The sequence below is a fragment of the Allochromatium palmeri genome (genome assembly GCF_009720725.1).
Taxonomy (GTDB): domain Bacteria; phylum Pseudomonadota; class Gammaproteobacteria; order Chromatiales; family Chromatiaceae; genus Thermochromatium; species Thermochromatium palmeri.
On the sequence record NZ_WNKT01000001.1, the window covers coordinates 111,891 to 131,397 of the forward strand.

General features: G+C 62.7%; 13 protein-coding genes. 7 read left to right on the forward strand and 6 right to left on the reverse strand.

All coding sequences use genetic code 11. The features are described from left to right. The first annotated feature begins 310 nt into the window (after positions 1-310). Positions 311-1,987, forward strand: coding sequence for a hypothetical protein (locus tag GJ668_RS00515; protein WP_155448154.1), 1,677 nt, complete (start codon positions 311-313; stop codon positions 1,985-1,987). 198 nt (positions 1,988-2,185) lie between these two features. Here GJ668_RS00515 and GJ668_RS00520 read toward each other — a convergent pair whose 3' ends face one another. Beyond that, complete coding sequence (locus GJ668_RS00520) at positions 2,186-4,732, reverse strand: trypsin-like serine protease (protein WP_186342800.1); 2,547 nt, start codon at positions 4,730-4,732, stop codon at positions 2,186-2,188. A gap of 248 nt (positions 4,733-4,980) precedes the next feature. Here GJ668_RS00520 and GJ668_RS00525 point away from each other — a divergent pair, with 248 nt between their 5' ends. From GJ668_RS00525 to GJ668_RS00550, 6 genes are all read left to right on the forward strand, one after another. Further along, positions 4,981-6,117 carry a glycosyltransferase gene (locus tag GJ668_RS00525; protein ID WP_155448156.1) on the forward strand — a complete coding sequence of 379 codons (1,137 nt, stop codon included), beginning with the start codon at positions 4,981-4,983 and terminating at the stop codon, positions 6,115-6,117. Positions 6,118-6,146: 29 nt separating this feature from the next. Beyond that, the gene (locus GJ668_RS00530) at positions 6,147-9,599 is read left to right on the forward strand and encodes an acyl-[ACP]--phospholipid O-acyltransferase (RefSeq protein WP_186342801.1); all 3,453 of its coding nucleotides are present in this window, start codon (positions 6,147-6,149) and stop codon (positions 9,597-9,599) included. A 125-nt stretch (positions 9,600-9,724) separates the two neighbouring features. After that, positions 9,725-11,062 carry a type II toxin-antitoxin system HipA family toxin YjjJ gene (gene yjjJ, locus GJ668_RS00535; protein WP_155448158.1) on the forward strand — a complete coding sequence of 446 codons (1,338 nt, stop codon included), beginning with the start codon at positions 9,725-9,727 and terminating at the stop codon, positions 11,060-11,062. 67 nt (positions 11,063-11,129) lie between these two features. Continuing rightward, positions 11,130-11,315 carry a hypothetical protein gene (locus tag GJ668_RS00540; protein ID WP_155448159.1) on the forward strand — a complete coding sequence of 62 codons (186 nt, stop codon included), beginning with the start codon at positions 11,130-11,132 and terminating at the stop codon, positions 11,313-11,315. Beyond that, a complete protein-coding gene (locus tag GJ668_RS00545; protein WP_186342802.1) occupies positions 11,312-11,680 on the forward strand; it encodes a toxin-antitoxin system HicB family antitoxin in 369 nt (122 codons plus the stop codon). The genes GJ668_RS00540 and GJ668_RS00545 overlap by 4 nt, the downstream gene beginning before the upstream one ends. Further along, positions 11,681-12,631 (forward strand): 2-dehydropantoate 2-reductase, encoded by a 951-nt coding sequence (locus GJ668_RS00550; RefSeq protein ID WP_155448160.1) that lies wholly within the window; start codon positions 11,681-11,683, stop codon positions 12,629-12,631. Positions 12,632-12,675: 44 nt separating this feature from the next. Here the strand turns inward: GJ668_RS00550 and GJ668_RS00555 are convergent, their stop codons facing one another. The 5 genes from GJ668_RS00555 to xseA form a co-directional block, all read right to left on the reverse strand. After that, positions 12,676-15,186, reverse strand: coding sequence for a glycogen/starch/alpha-glucan phosphorylase (locus GJ668_RS00555; RefSeq protein ID WP_155448161.1), 2,511 nt, complete (start codon positions 15,184-15,186; stop codon positions 12,676-12,678). 151 nt (positions 15,187-15,337) lie between these two features. After that, entirely contained in the window at positions 15,338-15,625 is a 288-nt protein-coding gene (locus GJ668_RS00560) for a hypothetical protein (protein ID WP_155448162.1), read from the reverse strand. A gap of 8 nt (positions 15,626-15,633) precedes the next feature. Continuing rightward, complete coding sequence (locus GJ668_RS00565; protein WP_186342803.1) at positions 15,634-16,179, reverse strand: DUF2939 domain-containing protein; 546 nt, start codon at positions 16,177-16,179, stop codon at positions 15,634-15,636. Positions 16,180-16,192: 13 nt separating this feature from the next. Next, on the reverse strand, positions 16,193-18,094 hold the full coding sequence (locus GJ668_RS00570) for an ATP-binding cassette domain-containing protein (RefSeq protein WP_155448164.1): 1,902 nt from the start codon (positions 18,092-18,094) through the stop codon (positions 16,193-16,195). Between the two features lie 71 nt (positions 18,095-18,165). Continuing rightward, positions 18,166-19,494, reverse strand: coding sequence for an exodeoxyribonuclease VII large subunit (xseA, locus tag GJ668_RS00575; RefSeq protein WP_155448165.1), 1,329 nt, complete (start codon positions 19,492-19,494; stop codon positions 18,166-18,168). Positions 19,495-19,507: the final 13 nt, after the last annotated feature.

Sequence of the window (19,507 nt, forward strand, 5' to 3'; positions counted from 1 at the left end):
GAGTTGCGTTCCAGGGACATGGGCGAGCTGTGCGGCTTCTCCATCAGAATCGCAGACAGCACGCCAAGCTAGCCGATCGTCGGCCATGATGCAAATCCAGGATCGCGGCGGCTTGAATACGACACTGTGGTGTCAGGGAATCAGGTTTGCATGTCCCGAGTATGTGCAAATCGAACATTCAGCCCTGACGGGCCGCGCTTCGATGCTCGATCGGTGGAAGGCCGACGACTAGGCGTGTTTGCGTTAGCTGCGCAGTCGCAGCGGCCATTCCTCCTGCGACCGAGGTCGTGGGTTTCCAGGCGGAGGATTTATGAAATCGTTGATGCACTCTATGGCGGGACTTGCGCTCCTGCTACCTCTGGCGGTGAACGCGGCTACGCTCGGTAGCTATCCCGCTGACGAGACCTGTCAGGCCGATCGTGAAGCCAGCTATGCTGATGGTTATTCTTTGGGCTACAGCACGGGTGAGTCGAACGGCTGGAATCTTGGTCATCAAGCCGGACATGACTTCGGGATTCGTAGCTGCGTCGCGGATCCGTTGCAGTTTGGTGTCACGCTTGCTTCGGTGATTCCGGCGGCCAGCTATGGCGAGACCGAGCCGAACGATAACTTCATTGCCGCCGATCCGCTTGCGCAGGGTGTCAATTTCTGGGGCCAGCTTTATGGTCAAGCCGATCAAGACTGGTTCTATACTGAGACTACGGCGCCTAACCAGAATATCCTGGTGACATTCTCGGTTCCGTATTGGATCAGCGGTGTCAACCTGCTGGAAGGGCTTCCAGCCGTTTGGAATATATCGGTGCGGGATGCGGCTGGAAATATTTTTGCGAACTACAACACGAATGTCATGGGTGCTATCGATTCGTATGACCAGGATCGTGAAACCTATTACTCCATGACCTATAGCATCACGGCAGGTCTAGCTGGCACTTATTACATCGTCGTCAAGCCAGTGGACGATCGTCTGATTTGCGGTGAATTTTGTAATGTGACCGCTTATCCCTATTCGGTTGCCACTGTGGTGCAGGATTCTCCGCTTGTCAATAATCAGCCTGTTGTTGGTTTCTTTGATGCGGAGGTTGAGCCGAATGATGTGCCGAGCCGTGCTAATCCATTAGCAAATGGCGTTAGTATGTATGGCTTGATTAACTTAACTTTCGAAGGAACCTATCCAGTTGATACAGGCCAAACAGATGATGATGGAAATGCCATCATTACATCTAGATGGGGGCAAGGGGAAGCTGACTGGTTTGTTTACGAAAGTAAAGGCAATGAAATTGTAACGCTGACTTTTTGCTCAAAAGACCAGTGTGGTCTCGGCGACTGGTTTGTTCAGGTGTTTGATCAACCATCTGCAAACGCCTTAGAAAGTGGTGTTGCGCCTGATCAAGTTAGGCCTCTTTTGGCTTTTAATACTAATCTTTATCAGTGTGACGACCCGGCGACAGACGCTTTTGAGTTTTGCACTACTGAGGAAGGTGATGGTGTTTATCCTAGAGATTCGGAGGCTTATCGAATTGGATTGAGGGATCCTGGTTATTATTTCGTGAGAATCGGACACATAAGGCTTTTTACAGCGCCCTGTGCTTCTTATAGCTTTGTGAGTGCTCTTGATTCCGGTGGGTTCGTGGGTTCTTGCGGTTGTTCCAATGGGGGCAATGATTGCATGATTCCATCTAATCAATGTGAAAGTGGTGATATTCTTTGTATTAATGCCGTTACAGATTCTTGTGTTCCAGGTGTTCAACCTGGTTGTCAAGAGGCATGTACAACAGAAGGCGAAGGAGAAGCTGCGACAGAAACATGTAACTATTGGCTTACAAATGCAGTGTGTGCTTGTAGCCAATACGGTAGTGAAGTCGCTGTTCCCAGCGTTTATACCAGCCCCTACAACTTTACTTGGCACGGTTCCCAATTGCCGCCCAGCACCATCGACACCGATGCTTATGAGGATTATCTGAACCGCCCGAATCCCTATACGCCATAAGCGCGTGTTTCGAGCTTGGCCGGACAGCTTTCCGTGATCCGGCCCCAAAATAAAACCGCCCCAGGAGCACATCGGGGGCGGTTTTTTATGCGTCATAAATCGATTCTGAGCGGCGAGTCTCGTTATTGTCGCGCCTCGCAAAATCCTCGCACGCGCAGACGCCTACCGACGAATATGGCGATGCTGATGCGCAGCAAGTCAGGGCGTGCAAGCCGCGCAGAGCGAACGTGGCTGCATGGGTCTGAACAGCGCCTTGACGTTCTGAGCCTGGGTCATGCTGACCTCACAGGTGCTGTCCTTGCTGCTACAGGCGCCCTGCCAGCCGTCGAAGAACGAGCCATAATCCGGCAGAGCGGTCAGGGTCACGCGCGAGTCCTTGGCGTATTGGCCGACGCAGACACCACCGCAGTCGATCACGCCCGGTCCGACATCAGAGCTGAAATCCATCCCAGTTGTCGTTTCCATCCAGTCAACATAGTTGGCCAGGCGCGTATAGACAGCCTGCGTAGGAACGCTGGTGCAGCTGTTGACCCGATCACCATCGGCATTTCTGTTGATGAGGCCGGTATTGGGATTGCTCCGACTGACGATCCCCGCCTGCACATAGCCGCCGCGCTGATTGCTCACCGCCAGCGGACTGCCATCCTGCAACTGACAGGCGCCGTTGCTGGGCGTCGAGCTGGCGCACAGCATGTTGTTGGTAATGCTGTCCTGACCATAGGCCGTGCGGCATTCGCTGGGGTTCACGATGGTCGCCTCCTGACCATCGAGCACGGTCACGGTATAGCCGCACATCTCTTCCGCATCCCAACCCGTGATCGCGCCGCGCGTATTGATACAGGCGAGCAACTCCTCGCGCTCACAGGTAACGGGCCGAATCGGCTCGGCCCACACCGGGCTCTTGAGTTCGAGTAGCGCGATATCGTTGTTACCCGTGAAAGGATCGAACTCGGGATGCTTGACGACGCGCTTGACCTTGGACACCTGACCGCCGCAATCGGGACGGCTGGAGCCGGTCCGCACCTCGATCGTGGAAGCGGCCACCGTCGTAAAGCGCTCGTCCACGTCATCGACCACACAATGCGCCGCCGTCAGAATCCAGTTGGGATGCACCACCGAACCGCCGCAGGTCCAGTCGCCATTGAGCCGCCAGGTGCTGACCGACAACCGTGCCTGCCAGGGCCACTCAGGCTGCGATTGCACGGGGCCTGCCGGGGGTGCGGGGGCCGCCTCTTGCTCCGCTTCGTCGCTCATCTGGATGTCGGTGGCCGTAACACGCCCATCCCCGCCGCCGACCTTTTGCACACTCAGCGGCAAGCTGTTCTCATTGGGATCGAGCCAGGGACTCAGGCGATGGAAGTAATTGGCAAAGGCACCATCGGCGATGACGTTGCTGACCGAATCACAGACATCACCGATGTTGTAGCCACAGATACCAAACAACTGACCGACGACCTGCCCCGAAGCCGTCATTACGGGAGCACCGCTGCTGCCCGGTTCTGTGGCCCCAATGGCATTGCGGCTGAAAATATAGGCCCCGCGCGGCATGCTCGTAACGCCGCAATATTGCGTCGGATCGGTACCGGCATCCACACGCTGCGTCGAGAAAGCCTGCGGCGAGCCTTGCGGATGACTCAGCCGGAACAGCGTGGCGCCATCGGACCAGGCGACAGGCGTACTGGTCCAACCCAGATACCAGGCATCCTCAGGCGGCTGTTCGTCGAGCACCAGCAGGCTGTGATCGTCGACAGCCGAGTGCTGGATCAGGGTCGCGCCCAGTGTGCTGAAGGTGCCCGGAGGCACGGGCTGACAAACGCTGTGACACTGTGGGGTGCGATAATCGAACCAGGCCTCGACCGTCGCCGCCACATCGGGATTGCTGACACAGTGATTGGCCGTCAAAAAATACGGAATGATGGTGTCTGGGTCGGTATCGGCGAGCAGTCCACCGCTACAGGCATAGCCCCAGCCGTCATCGATAAAGTTGATGTAGGCCACAGCCTTGCGTGCCTTGTCGATCTCCGGCCAGTCGGTGAGGTTGAAGCAGGAGGCATCCTCGACACAGGGCGCATTGTTCGGGCAGAGTTCGCGCGGCAGCGGATGACGCAGCATGGCCGAGGCGATACTGAAGCGCACGTCGTCCGAGTCCGCTTCCGCGACCTCGACCTGGAGATAGAGCTGCTCACCTGTGAAGCTATGTGTCCACAGACGTTCACCGACATTGGAATAGCTGTGCAGATCGCCGGCGTCGTTGTAGACGTGGATCTTGGCGCCGTCCGGCAGCTGGATGTTATCCAGCAGCAGGCGCGTCCCAGCCGAGTCGGTTGTATCAAGTCGAATCGTCCAGTGGAGTTCACCCTCTGTACGGCGCACCAGCCCATCGGCAAATGAATAGGTCTGATCGCCCATTGCCATGACGTCGATGGGCCTGAGATCGATGTTGATGGCAACAGGCTTGACAGCACCCACCTTGAACGGCTTGCCCGAGGCGCCGGCCGCTGTTGCCTCCTCGTCCAGCTGCTCGCGCTCCTCCGTGGTGAGCGTGAGCGTGGTGGCCGCAGACGATGGGTTGCGGCCCACGCGGCTTGTGAGCTGTTGTGCTGTTACACCGGGCATGGAGGCCGGGGCGGATGGCGCCTGATTGACGGCGCTCTGTTGCGGAAGAACCTCGGTCGCCGACACGGCACCCGTGGCGACCAGTAAGACGATCGGAAGCAGTCTCCCGGTCAGCGTGTTTCTGTCCATCACAAGGCTCCTAGTTGTGAGACACCCAGACATGGGTTTCGATGAATCGCGGGAGCGGGTGATCCCTAAGGTTTAAGGTTAGACCAAAGGCTGGATTCGCACGCCATTCACGCCAAACCAGGTTCGGCAGGATGGCTGTGGTTTATGATGTCTCATCTGAATCCAGCACCACATAGCGCCCTGACTTGAGAGCATAGCGCGTCTCTTGGACAGACGCGACATGTGGAAAACTCGCCACAGGCCACCGTATGCTTCGTCAGGACTCGTCACGGCATCAACGCCCCATCGCCGTCTTCGCCTCCTTCTCAGGCGCGGGCGGGGTCGAGCGGATGCTGATCAATCTGCTGCACGGCTTCGTCGCGCTGGGCGAGCGGGTCGATCTGGTGCTGGTACGCGCTGAGAGTCCGCATCTGGCGCAGCTGCCGGCCGGGGTCGAGCGTCGCGATCTGCGCGCGCGCCAGACCCTGCTGGCGGTGCCCGAACTGGCGCACTATCTGCGCACGCGCCGTCCGCGCGCCCTGCTGGCGGCCAAGGATCGCGCCGGCCGCGCGGCCGTACTGGCGCGCGCGCTGAGCGGCGTCGATACGCGGCTGGTGCTGCGGCTCGGCACCAATCTCTCGACTGCCATGGCTGAGCGCCGCGCCATCGAACGCTGGCTGCGCTACGGGCCGATCCGCCGACTCTATCCGGCGCTCGACCGGATCGTCGCCGTCTCCGAGGGCGTGGCCGACGACACGGCGCGCATTGCCCGCATTCCGCGCACGCGGATTCAGGTCATCCGCAACCCAGTCATCACGCCGAGTCTCTACGAGGCCGCCGCTGGTCCCTGTCCGCATCCCTGGCTGGCGCCTGGGCAGCCGCCGGTCATCCTGGGTGCTGGACGCTTTCAGCGCCAAAAGGACTTCCCGACCCTGATCCGCGCCTTCGCCCGCGTTCGGGCCAACCGCGACTGTCGGCTGATGATCCTGGGGGAAGGCGGAGGACGCGCTGGCCTGGAAACACTGATCACCGAACTGGGCCTGAGCGCCGATGTGGCCCTGCCTGGATTCCAGCCCCAGCTTCCGGCCTATCTGGCGCGCGCGGCGCTGTTCGTGCTTTCATCGGCCTGGGAAGGCTCGCCGAACGTGCTCACCGAAGCACTGGCTCTGGGTGTGCCGTCGATCTCCACGGACTGCCCGAGCGGTCCATCCGAGATCCTGGCCGATGGGCGTCATGGCCCGCTGGTTCCGGTGGGCGATGTCGCGGCCCTGGCCGCGGCCATGCTGGAGACACTGGATCAGCCACGCCCGGCATCGGAATTGCGTGCCGCCGTGGCCGAGTACGAATGGATGCACAGCGCGCGGTCCTATCTGGAGGCGCTGGGTGTGGCGGCGACGCCGGTCTGAATTCCGTCCAAATCACAATGGGGGCTACCGTGGGTCAACTCTTTCGCATCGCCGGGTTCCTGCCCTACATCCTGATGATCTTCCTCAATGCCTTTGTGGATCTGGGGCACAAGATCGTCATCCAGAACACCCTGTTCAAGACTTATGACGGCGACGCGCAGATCCTGCTGACGGCGATCGTCAATGCGCTGATCCTGTTGCCGTTCGTGATGCTGTTCACGCCCTCGGGCTTCATTGCCGACCGCTTTCCGAAGAACCGGGTGATGCGCGCCAGTGCCTGGGTCGCCGTGGCACTGACGCTCTGTATTACGCTCTTCTATCATCTCGGCTGGTTCTGGCCGGCGTTTGGTATGACCTTCCTGCTGGCGGCGCAGAGCGCCTTCTATTCGCCGGCCAAGTACGGCTACATCAAGGAACTGGTCGGCAAGGAGGCGCTGACCACAGCCAACGGCTGGGTACAGGCGACCACCACCACCGCGATCCTGGCCGGGATCTTCGTGTTCTCGATCCTGTTCGAGACCCGGCTCGCCGGCGCGACCTTCGAGACGCCCGATCAGGTGACCGTCCTGATCGCGCCGCTCGGCTGGGTGCTGGTGGCCTGCTCGATCGTGGAACTCATCGTCGCCTACCGTTTGCCGTGCCTCAACACCGGCGGGGCGCTGCGTTTCGACTGGGGACGCTACGCCAGCGCGCGCTATCTGCGGGACAATCTGCACGCCGCTTGGGACAACCAGGTCATCTGGTTATCGATCGTCGGGCTGTCGATCTTCTGGGCCATCTCGCAGGTGATCCTGGCCGCCTTTCCGGCCTTTGCCAAGGAGACCCTGGGCGAGACCAACACCATCGTCATCCAGGGCCTGCTGGCCTGCTCGGGAGTTGGCATCATCCTTGGCTCCATCATCGCCGGGCGCGTCTCGCGCGGTCATATCGAGACCGGGCTGATTCCGATCGGCGCCATCGGCATCGCGCTGGCGCTGTTCCTGCTGCCGGGACTGGACTCGACCGGCGCGCATGCGCTCAACTTCCTGGCACTTGGCGTGCTGGCCGGATTCTTCCTGGTGCCGCTCAACGCGCTCATCCAGTTCAATGCTGGTGAATCCGGGCTCGGACGGGTGCTGGCCGCCAACAACTTCGTGCAGAACGTGGTGATGCTGAGCTTCCTCGGGCTGACGGTGCTGGCGGCCTGGTTCGAGGTCGGCGGGCTGCCGGTGATGCTGGCGCTGGCGGTCATCGCGCTCGGCGGGGCGATTTACACCACCTATCAGCTTCCGCAATCGCTGCTGCGCTTTTTGATCGGACGCCTGATGGCCACGCGCTACCGGCTCAATGTCATCGGACTGAAGAACATGCCGGCGCAGGGCGGGGTGCTGATGCTCGGCAACCATGTGAGCTGGATCGACTGGGCGATGGTGCAACTGGCCAGTCCGCGTCCGGTGCGCTTCGTGATGGAGCGCTGGATCTACGAGCGTTGGTATCTGCGCTGGTTCCTGGACTTCTTCGGCGTGGTGCCGATTTCGCGCGCCAGCAGCCGCCAGGCGATCCAGACCATCGCGCGCCTGATCGACGCCGGTGAGGTGGTGTGTCTGTTCCCCGAGGGCACGCTGAGCAAAAACGGCCAGCTCTCGGAGTTCAAACGCGGCTTCGAGCTGTCGGCGCGCGCGGCCAGCTCGGGCGTCATCCTGCCCTTCTATCAGCGCGGACTCTGGGGCAGTCGCTTCTCCTATGCCAGCGACAAGCTGCGCACCAACCGTCGTCAGGGGCGCGCGCGCGAGGTGATCGTCGCGTTCGGGTTGCCGCTGCCGCTGGCGTCAAGCACCGAGCAGGTCAAGCAGGCGGTGTTCGAGCTGTCGGTGAGTTCCTGGCGCGCCTATGTCGAGACCCTGCCGACCCTGCCGGCCGTCTGGCTGGCGACCGCCAAGCGCGATCTCAAGGCACTGGCCATCGTCGATTCGGTCGGAACCACGCTCAACAACCGGCGGCTACTGACGGCGGTACTGCTGTTTGCACGGCGCATCCGGCGGCTGGCGCCGGAGTCGGCGGTCGGGATCCTGATGCCGGCGAGCAGCGCCGGAGCCATTGCCAATCTGGCCGCGCTGGTCGCGGGCAAGACCGTGGTCAATCTCAACTACACCGCCAGCGCCGAGGCCTTGCGGGCCGGGGTCGAGCAGGCCGGAGTGCGGCATGTCATCACTGCGGATCGCTTTCTGCGCAAGCTCGAACAGCGTGGGATCGATCCAGCCGGCGCCCTGCCGGGCGTGACCCTGCATCCGATGGAAAGCATTCGCGCCCAAATCTGGCGTCTCGAAGTCCTGTGGGTGATGGGGCTGGCGAGCCTGCTGCCGGCCTCAGCGCTTGGGCGACTGTTCGGACGTCCGGGCCGCGCGGACGATACAGCGGCGATCCTGTTTTCCAGTGGCAGCGAGGGCACGCCCAAGGGCATTGAGCTGACCCATCGCAACATCCTCGCCAATGTGCGTCAGATTTCCGATGTGCTCAATATGGAGCGCGACGATGTGCTGCTGGCCAATCTGCCGCTGTTCCATGCCTTCGGGTTGACGGCAACCACCTTCATGCCGTTGCTCGAAGGGCTGCCGATGGTCTGTCATCCTGACCCCACGGATGCGGTCGGCACCGCCAAGGCCATCGCCCGCTATCGCGCGACCGTGCTGTGCGGGACCTCGACCTTTCTGCGCCTCTATGTGCGCAATACCAAGGTGCATTCGCTGATGCTCCAGTCGCTGCGGATCGTGGTCGCCGGGGCCGAGCGGCTGGCGCCCGAGGTGCGCGAGGGCTTCGCGCTCAAGTTCCACAAGGAGATCCTGGAGGGCTATGGCGCCACCGAGACCACGCCGGTGGCTAGCGTCAACGTCCCCGATGCACTGGAGACCGAGACCTGGAAAGTCCAGACCGGCTCGCGTTCGGGCACGGTCGGGATGCCGCTGCCCGGCACCAGTTTCCGCATCGTCGATCCCGAGACCCTGGAGACATTGCCGCCCGGTGCGGATGGTCTGATCCTGATCGGTGGGGTGCAGGTGATGAAGGGCTATCTGGGCGCGCCCGAGAAGACCGCCGAGGCCATCGTCGAGCTGGACGGCACGCGCTGGTACAAAACCGGCGACAAGGGTCATCTCGATACCGACGGCTTCCTGACCATCGTCGACCGCTATTCGCGTTTCGCCAAGCTCGGCGGCGAGATGATCAGCCTGAGCGCCGTTGAGGACGCGGTGCGGCAGGCGCTCCTGTTGCCGGAGCTGGAACTGGTCGCAGTCAATGTGCCTGACGAACGCAAGGGCGAGCGGATCATCCTGCTTGCAGCGTCCGAGTCCGGTATCGAAGCGGAGAGTCTGCGTCGCGCCATGCTGGCGAGCGGGGCCAATCCGTTGACCATCCCAGCCGAAGTTCGGCGTGTCGAGGCTATACCCAAGCTCGGCAGCGGCAAGACGGATTTCGGCGCGGCGCGTCGGCTGGCGCTGAGCGGTTGATCGGCCGCCGGCGCATTGGTACCGGCGATGCGTTGCGCCATTTTGAGCGTCTGAGTGAAAAGCGCCTGTTTTCATAACGACTTGGACGCTAGAATCGTTGCAAAAATCGTTGCAGTGAGGCTGTCTTGTCGACTCTCTCCGATCTCCGTCAGGCGCTGACACAGAATCCGCCGGTTTCGACCCGCGAGCTGTGCCGGCGTCTGGGCGGTATCGACCGTGCCACCCTGTTGCGCCGGGTGCGCCGTCTGGAGGGCGAGGTGGTGCGTCTCGGTCAGGCGCGACGCTCGTCCTATGCACTACGACGCGTGATGCGCGGGCGGTTGGAGCCGCTTCCGCTCTATCGGCTCGACGACACGGGCGCCGGCCATCTGCTCGGCTGGCTGAGTCTGATCGAGCCTGAAGGCAGCGCCCTGGAGTGGGAGGACGACTGCCCCTGGCCGCTCGATCCTGCCATGAGCGACGGTTGGTTCGAGGGATTGCCGTACATGCTCTACGACATGGCGCCACAGGGATTCCTCGGGCGACATTTCGCGCATCGTCATGCCCATCGGCTCGGTGTCAGCGAACGCTTGTCGGACTGGTCGGACGCCGATCTCGTGCATGTGCTGTCAACGCTGGGGCACGACCAGCCAGGTGATCTCATCCTCGGCGAGGCCGCCTTTGAAGCCGAACTCGAAGCCCGCGCTCAGCGCCGATCTGTCGCTCGCGAGGACTATCCAGCGCTGGCCGAGCGCGCCTTGGCGTTCGGTGAGCCGGGTTCGTCGGCCGGCGGCGAATATCCGAAGTTCACGGCGCTGGTCGAGTCCGACGGTCGGCCGGTGTCAGTGATCGTCAAATTCTCCGGGGCCGACGAAACGCCGACCGTACAGTGCTGGTCGGACCTGCTCATTGCCGAGCATCTGGCCCTGGAGGTCTTGCGGGATGGGCTGGCGCTGCCAACGGCCACCAGTCACATCGTCCAGGTGGGCGGACGCACCTTTCTGGAGGTCGAGCGTTTCGATCGTCACGGACGCCATGGGCGCGCTCCGGTCTGCACCCTGGCTGGCCTCAATCCGGCCCTGATCGGACTGGCGGCCGAACCCTGGCCGGTCAAGGCGGTCGACCTGCATCGGCGCGGTTGGCTTTCCCTGGAGGAACTCGAACGTATCCGCCGTCTATGGTGGTTCGGTCGACTCATCGCCAACACCGACATGCACGACGGCAATCTGGCCTTCGTCCCCGGACTGGCGCTGGCCCCCGTCTACGACATGCTGCCGATGCGCTATGCACCGACACGCACCGGCGAAGTGCCGCTCGTGGAGTTCCAGTCGCCGGTGCCGCGTCCGGATCAGCGGGACGCCTGGGCCGTGGCCCACCCGGTCGCCGTCCGTTTCTGGGAGCGTGTCGCCGACGAGCCGACCGTCAGCCGTCCGTTCCAGGCGATCGCGCGTCGGAATGCCGGGATCCTGTGCGCGAGTGTTTGAGTGGCGTGGTCGTCACATCTGCAAGACTTCATTGAGTGTTGATGTTATATATAGTACCGTTCGGCGCATGAGCAATGCCGCTAAACTCTTGGCCGCCATGCGTCGCAACCCCCTCGATTGGCGTCAGGAGGGAACGAGTCACTGTGTCTTCATTCGCGCCGATGGCCGAACGCTACCCGTGCCCGCGCGTCGCCCGATCAAGCCGATCTACGTCAAGAAGTTTCTGGAATTGTTGGACGGAGACCAGCCGTGAATGACCTGAATGCCTACCCTTTCGAGATTCGCCCGCTCAGCCCGGAAGAGGGGGGCGGGTTTCTGGTGTCCTATCCGGATTTTTCGGAGTGCATCGCCGATGGCGAGAGCATCGAGGAAGCCATCGCCAATGGCCGCGACGCGCTCCAAGCCACGATCGCCACGCTGGAATCCAAGGGGTTCACCGCACCCGCGCCTAACAGCGGCGGTGTGGCTTCGGGAAAGTTCGTCGCGCGCGTTCCTAAGACACTCCATGCCCAATTGAGCCTGCGTGCCAGGGCCGAAGGCGTATCGCTCAATTCACTAGTCGTGTCGTTTCTGGCCGAAGGCTTGGGGCGCTCGGAGCACCGAGCCGGAGTCCGTTAGATGTCTGATTCGACAGCTCTCAGTTTGACCATCCTGGGTACCGGCGCGCTCGGCGGTTTCTATGGCTCCCGGCTGCTCCTGGGCGGCGCGACCGTGCAGTTCATCGCGCACAGCGATGTCGACTGGATTCGCGCGCATGGCCTGCGCGTCGACTCGCCGCTCGGCGACCAGCACCATCATCCGGTCGCGGTCTATGCCGACTCGGACCCGATCCCGCCGAGCGATGTGGTCTGCATCGCGCTCAAGACCACCCAGAATGCCCGGTTGCCCGAGCTGCTCGCGCCGCTGATCGGGGAGGGCACGGTCATTCTGAACTGGCAGAACGGTCTGACGCTGGAGGAGGAACTGGCGGCGCGCTTTCCCCAGGCGACCGTCATCGCTGGACTGTGCTTCCTGTGCTCGAACAAGGTCGGGCCGGGGCATATCGTCCATCTCGACTATGGCCGTGTCAGTCTGGCGGCGCTGGATGAACGCGGGGGCGATTGGCTGCCACGACTGCAAGCGGCCTTTGGTGCCGGCGGCATCGAGACCGATGTTCAGCCCTCGCTGCCCGCCGCGCGCTGGCGCAAGCTGGCCTGGAACATCCCGTTCAATGGTCTGTCGGTGCTGTTGGATCGGGATACCGACGCGATCATGGCCGATCCCGAGGCGCGCGCCCTGGCCGAGCGGCTGATGTACGAGGTCGCCGCGGGCGCGGCGGCCTGCGGTGTCCCCTTCGATCCTGATTTCATCCCCAAACTGCTGGCGACCACCGAGCGCATGGCGCCCTATGCGCCGAGTATGCGGCTGGATTTTCTGGGCCAGCGCGCGCTGGAGATCGAGTACATGTACCGCCGCCCACTACGCGAGGCAGCGCGGCATGGCGTGCAGATGCCGGGCGTGGAGACCATCGCCAGTCAGTTGAGCATCCTCGATCGGGCGAATCGGGGCGGTTCGGCGCCGCCGCGCTGAGTAGTCCCTCTCCCCTCGCAGGAGAGGGGAGAGGAGGGACGTGCTCAAGCCGCCGATTTGGGCGCCACGGTTTCCAGATGCCAGATATCGCGGTTGTATTCGGCGATGGTGCGATCCGAGGAAAAATGCCCGCTGTGCGCCGTGTTGAGGATACTCATGCGCAGCCAGTGCTCGCGGTCGCGATAGGCAGCGGCCGCACGCTCCTGCGCCTCGACATAGCTTCTGAAATCAGCGGCGGTCATCCAGGGGTCATGCGGATTGCGGATCGACAGGATGACCGAATCAAAGGCTCCAGTCTCGAACTGATTGAAGTGCCCGGATTCGAGCAGGTTCATGACATCCATCAGCGCCCGATCGCTGGCGATGATGGCATTGGGGTCATAGTGACCGCGCATTGATTCCACGCCCGCCGCCGTCAGACCGAACAGGAAGAAATGGTCCTCGCCGACCTGCTCGCGGATCTCGATATTGGCTCCATCGAGCGTGCCGATGGTCACGGCGCCGTTCATCATGAACTTCATGTTGCCAGTGCCTGATGCCTCCTTACCCGCCGTCGAGATCTGTTCCGAGAGATCGGTTCCAGGGGCGATCACCTCCATCAGCGACACCCGGTAGTCAGGCACGAAGGCCACACGCAGCAGACCGGCGGTCGCCGGGTCCATGTTGACGACATGGGCGACATTGTTGATCAGCTTGATGATCTGCTTGGCCATCACATAGCCGGGCGCGGCCTTGCCGCCGATCAGGACCGAGCGCGGGGTCCAGTTGGCTGTATCGCCGCGCTTGATGCGGTTGTAGAGATGGACGACGTGCAGGACATTGAGCAGTTGGCGCTTGTATTCATGGATGCGCTTGACCTGGACGTCGAACATGGCTTCCAGCGGAAACTCGACGCCGCAGAGTGCGCTGATCTGCTCGGCCAGCCGTGCCTTGTTGGCCTGCTTGATCTCATGCCAGCGCGTGCGGAAGGCGCTGTCCTCGGCATAGGGCGCCAGACGTGACAACTGCTCCAGATCGCGTCCCCAACCGGTGCCGATGGTCTCGTCGAGCAGATCGCGCAGACCGGGGTTGCACATAGCCAGCCAGCGGCGTGGCGTGACCCCATTGGTCTTGTTGTTGAACTTCTCCGGCCAGAGTTCGTTGAAGTCGCGGAACAACCCCTCGACCAGCAGTTGTGAGTGCAGCGCGGCCACGCCATTGACCGAGAAACTGCCGACAATGGCCAGATAGGCCATCCGTACCTGCGGATCATAGCCTTCCTCGATCAGCGACATGCGCCGCTGGCGATCGAGATCACCCGGCCAGCGCAGCGCGACCTCGGCGAGGAAGCGGGCGTTGATCTCGAAGATGATTTCCAGGATGCGCGGCAGGAGCTGGCGGAACAGCCGCACCGGCCAGCGCTCCAGCGCCTCGGGCAGGAGCGTGTGGTTGGTATAGGCCATGGTGCGGCGGGTGATGTCCCAGGCGTCTTTCCATTCCAGATGATGCTCGTCCATGAGCTGGCGCATGAGTTCGGCCACCGACACCGCCGGGTGGGTGTCGTTGAGCTGGAAGCAGTTGAGATCAGCGAAACGGCTGAAGTCCGGCCCGTGCAGCCGGATCCAGTCGCGCAGCACATCCTTGATACTGGCGCTGGCCAGGAAGTATTGCTGGCGCAGACGCAGTTCCTTGCCGTTCTCGCTGGCGTCGTTGGGATAGAGCACCATGGTGATGTGCTCGGCGTCGTTTTTCTGCGCGACCGATTCGGTGTAGCTGCCGGCGTTGAATTCGTCGAGATCGAACTCGTCGGTGGCGGCGGCCTTCCACAATCGCAGCGTGTTGACGGTGTCGTTGCGATAGCCGGGAACCGGGATATCATAAGGGACAGCCAGCACATCATGACTGTCGACCCAGCTCACGAGAATACGGCCACTCGGATCACGATGGGTCTCAGTGCGACCGCCGAACTGGATGCGCTGGGTGAACTCGGGGCGCTCGATCTCCCAGGGGTTGCCCTCACGCATCCAGTGGTCCGGTTCCTCGACCTGAGCGCCGTTCTCGATTATCTGGCGGAACATGCCGTATTCGTAGCGCAAGCCATAGCCGCGCACCGGCAGTTGCAGCGTGGCACAGGAGTCGAGGAAGCAGGCCGCGAGCCGACCCAGACCGCCGTTGCCCAACCCAGGGTCGGGTTCGATGGAGGCGAGTTCCTCCAGTTCCAGCCCCAGCGTGTGCAGACCGCGTGCCACCGCCTCGTCGAGATCCAGATTGAAGGTAGCGTTGGACAGCGCCCGACCCATCAGGAATTCCAGCGACAGGTAGTAGGCACGCTTGCAGCCGGTCTCGTCATAGGCCTGGCGAGTCGTCTTCCAGCGTTCCATCAGCCGGTCGCGCAGGGTGGTGGCCAGCGCCCGATAGGGGTAATACGCCGACAGACAATCGCGATCACGCCCGAAGGTATGGACGTAATAATGCTTGAAGTCGTGCGCGATCCCCTCGGAGTCGAGCGACAAGGGAGGCAGATCGAAGGTCGAGTCGTTCGGGCAGTTATTGATGAGCTTGGTCGATGAAGACATACGACTGAGATCCTTATGTGAAGAGTGGTCGTTCTGGAGTGAAGGGCACATGCGAGCGGCGTTCGATTCGGCCGGATTACCGAGGAGTGGCGCTAGCTTGGGTCCAGAGCGCGGGTGAATGCAAGCCAAATCGTGCGCGTCGCAAGTCGCTTCAGTTCTCGGGCATAAGGCTGGGCAGGGGGGAGTGTCCCTGTTTGAAATCCTCGCGCAGACGTTTGAGCAGGCGCTGACGCTCGTCGGCTCCAGAGACCATCAGGGCGGCGAAGGCCGCGCGCCATTGCACCATATATTCATGATCGGCCGGACGATCAGTGTAAAGCATGATGGCCGTGCAATAGTCGGTGGCCTTCAGATAGTCCTTGAAGGGCACCTCTGTCGGGGCGAGCAGCGAGGCGACGATCCGGCGCGCTTGGTTGGAGGCTTTATGTTGAACGCTCATGAGATCTGTCAGTCGTGGATCATGGTGACATGCCAGGTGAGTCCATCGAGTTGGAGTCTCAGGATCAGTGGCGGCGCCAGCGGGGTGCGATCAATACGGATACGCACATCATTCGGCGCTTCGAAGAAAATCTCTGAGATCGAGGCCCAGAGTCCCAGGCTATGGGTCGGGATGCGCGCAAACTGTTCGCTGATCCAATCGAGCGTCACCAAAATCTGGAGCGCCTCGACACCATGCTGGCGAATGCCGGATTCCAGCCATTCAATAAACGCGTCTGAGACCGCCTCGATGAGACTGACCTGGTCCTTGTTGAGCCGGCGGGCGATCTCCTCGCGCACGGCGTCCAGATCCACCAATCCAGCGAGCGTCACGCGATCATTCTGAGCGACGGCGTGCTCCAGCCGCCAGAGCGTGCTATAGGGCCAGACCCCATAGAGCAGCGTCATGATCAGGAGCACCATCGCCGCGCGCGTCAAAACCCGGCGGGCCAGCCGCCAGTGCGGCGACATCCAGATCCAGTCAAGTCTCTTGCAGGTCTGAGCGAGTGCGTACATTGGCGCTCTATCCTCAGGCATCGGCGCCCTGGAATTGCTCGATCGCCTCGCAGACCTCCAGCCAGTCCGTCTCGGTTGTATCCAGATCGGCCTGGAGCTGGCGTTGTTCGGCCAGGAGCGTCAGTAAACGGTCTTTGGCCGCCGGCTCGTAGAGTTCAGGCGCGCTCAGTTCCTGTTCCAGTGCGGTGCGGCGCCCGCCCAGCTCGGTGAGCCGCCGCTCCAGGGTCTTTTCACGGGCGCGCAGCGGTTGCAGCGCCTTGCGTGCCTCGGCGGCCTGGCGGCGCTGCTGCTTGCGTTCGCCGCCGCTCTCGCGTGTGTTGCTCGCCCCCTTTTGCTCGTCCTGAAGCTGGCGTCCGGCCAGCCAGGCCGGATAGTCGTCAAGATCGCCGTCGAACGGACGCACCGAACCACCGTCGACCAGCCACAGATCATCGCTGGTGACGCGCAGCAGATGGCGGTCGTGCGAGACCAGCACCAGTGCCCCATCGAATTCCTGGAGCGCTTCGGCCAGTGCCTGACGCATGTCGAGATCCAGATGGTTGGTCGGTTCGTCCAAGAGCAGCAGGTTGGGCCGCTGGCGGATGATGAGCGCCAGCACCAGGCGGGCCTTCTCGCCGCCCGAGAGCGGCGCGACCGGCTCCAGGGCGCGATCACCGGCGAAGCCGAAGCCACCGAGATAGCTTCTGAGCGTCTGCTCGGTCGCCTCCGGGTCAAGTCGGCGCAGATGCAGGAGCGGACTGTCGTCAGGGCGCAGTTGATCGAGCTGATGCTGAGCGAAATAGCCAATGCGCAGCTCCTGGGCGCGCTCACAGCGTCCAGACTGGAGGGGCAGGGTGCCGGCCAGCAGCTTGATGAGCGTCGACTTGCCGGCGCCGTTGCGCCCGAGCAGCCCGATGCGATCGCCGGGATCGAGACTGAAGCCGACGCCATCGAGAATCGGCCGCTCACCATAGCCGGCTACGGCCTCATCGAGCCGCAGCAGCGGGCGCGGCAGGTTCTCCGCCGGCTCGAAGCCGAAACGAAAGGGCGAGTCGATATGGGCCGGGGCGATCAGCTCCATGCGTTCGAGTGCCTTGAGCCGGCTCTGGGCCTGACGGGCCTTGGTCGCCTTGGCGCGGAAACGCTCGACGAAGCTGTGCATGTGGGCGATTTCGCGCTGCTGGCGCGTGTAGGCCGCCTGCTGCTGGGCGAGGCGCTCAGCGCGCTGGCGCTCGAAGGCCGAGTAGTTGCCTGAGTAGAGCGTCAGATGCTGATGTTCGAGATGCAGGGTGTGACTGACCACGGCATCGAGAAAATCGCGGTCGTGCGAGATCAGCAGCAGGGTGCCCGGATAGGCTTTGAGCCAGCCTTCGAGCCAGATGACGGCATCGAGATCCAGATGGTTGGTCGGCTCGTCGAGCAGCAGCAGATCCGAACGGCACATGAGGGTGCGGGCCAGGGCCAGCCGCATGCGCCAACCGCCCGAGTAGCTGTTGACCGGACGCTGCTCGTCGCCGGGCGCAAATCCCAGACCATGCAGCAGCCGTGCGGCGCGGCTCTCGGCGTCATAGGCGCCGATCGACTCCAGCCGCCCGTGCAGCTCAGCCTGGCGCAGACCATCGCCGGCCGTCTCGGCTTCCGTCAGCTCGGACTGGAGTCGGCGCAGTTCACGATCACCGTCGAGCGCGAATTGGATCGCGGGGCGGTCGGTGTCCGGGGTGTGCTGGGCGACATGGGCGATCTCCCAGCCGGGCGGGATCGCGACCTCGCCCGCATCAGCGTGCAGCTCGTCGCGCAGTAAGGCAAACAGGCTCGACTTGCCGCAGCCGTTGGCCCCGACCAGACCAACCTTGTGGCCTGGATAAATGGTGAGTGTGGCCCCTTCGAGCAGCCGATTGGGGCCACGACGGAAACTCAGGTCTTTCAGTTGCAGCATGAACCGCGTCCGGGATACTCAATGAGATATGTTGGTGTGTTTAGCGATCGCGCGACTTGGCGCGTCTGACGTCAACGGGCCTCAGCCTCGACGAGTCCGCCGGCTACTCGGATCTGGAGCCGATCGTTCGGCGCGATCTGGGCTGGATCACGGATGATCTCGCCCTCGGGCCAGCGGGTCAGGATGGCATAGCCACGGCTCAGGGTGCCCAGCGGACTGCGTGCTTCCAATCCAGCGACAGCGCGCAGCAGACGTTCGCGCCGATGCGCCAGCAACTCGTGCTGGGCGCGGTGCAGACGGCGTTCCAGTGCCTCCAGCTGCATGCGCGCGCACTCGATCCGGTTTGCGGGCGCCTGGCGTTCGAGTCGCTCGACGACCGGGTGCAGACGCCGGCGGGCCGCGCTGATCCGGTTGGCGATGAGCGTCCGCAGGCGCCACTCGGCGCGATCCAGCCGCTGGGCCTGTTGCTGGAGGCGTGCAGCCGGATGCAGCAGACTCAGATGACGCCGGCTTGCGCTCAGACGCTGGCGTGCGGTATCGAGCCGGCGACGCTGGGCGGCGATCAGCCGGTTTGAGAGTGTACCGACTCGCTCGCGCAGATGCGCGCCCGATGGCGCCACCAGTTCGGCGGCGGCTGATGGCGTGGCGGCGCGCTGATCGGAGACCAGATCGGCGATGGTGAAGTCGATCTCATGTCCGACGCCGCTGACGACTGGAATCCTGGAGGTCCGGATGGCGCGTGCCAGACGCTCATCGTTGAAGGCGTTGAGATCCTCCAGCGAGCCGCCGCCGCGCGCCAGGATCAGCACATCACACTCAGCGCGCGCGTTGGCCAGGTTCAGCGCGGCGAGCAGCGATTCAGGCGCCGACTCGCCCTGTACCAGTGCCGGATAAATCAGCACCGGCAGTGCCGGGAAGCGCCGCCCGAGTACCGTGATCAGATCGCGCACCGCCGCGCCGCTCGGCGAGGTGATGAGTCCGACTTGACGCGGAAAGTGCGGCAGCGGGCGCTTGAGCGCCACGTCGAACAGCCCGTCGGCGGCCAGCCGTTGTTTGAGCCGCTCGAAGTCCAGTCGCAGCGCGCCCTCGCCATCCAGCTCCAGCTGCTCGATGAGAAGCTGGAACTCGCCCCTGGGCTCATAGAGCGAGACCTGCGCGCGTGCCAGCACCTGCTGGCCGTTGGCCAGATCAAAGGTGAGCCGCTGGCGTTTGGAGCGCCACAGCGCACACCGCACCTGCGCTCCGGCCTCTTTGAGGCTGAAATAGAGATGCCCCGAACTGGGTTGAGCCAGATTCGAGAGTTCACCGCGCACCCAGAGCAACGGAAAGCCGGTTTCGAGCACGGCGCGCGCCTCACTGACCAGGCGCGAGACGCTGTGGATGTCGCGTGAGAATTCCATCTTTACTTTTTAA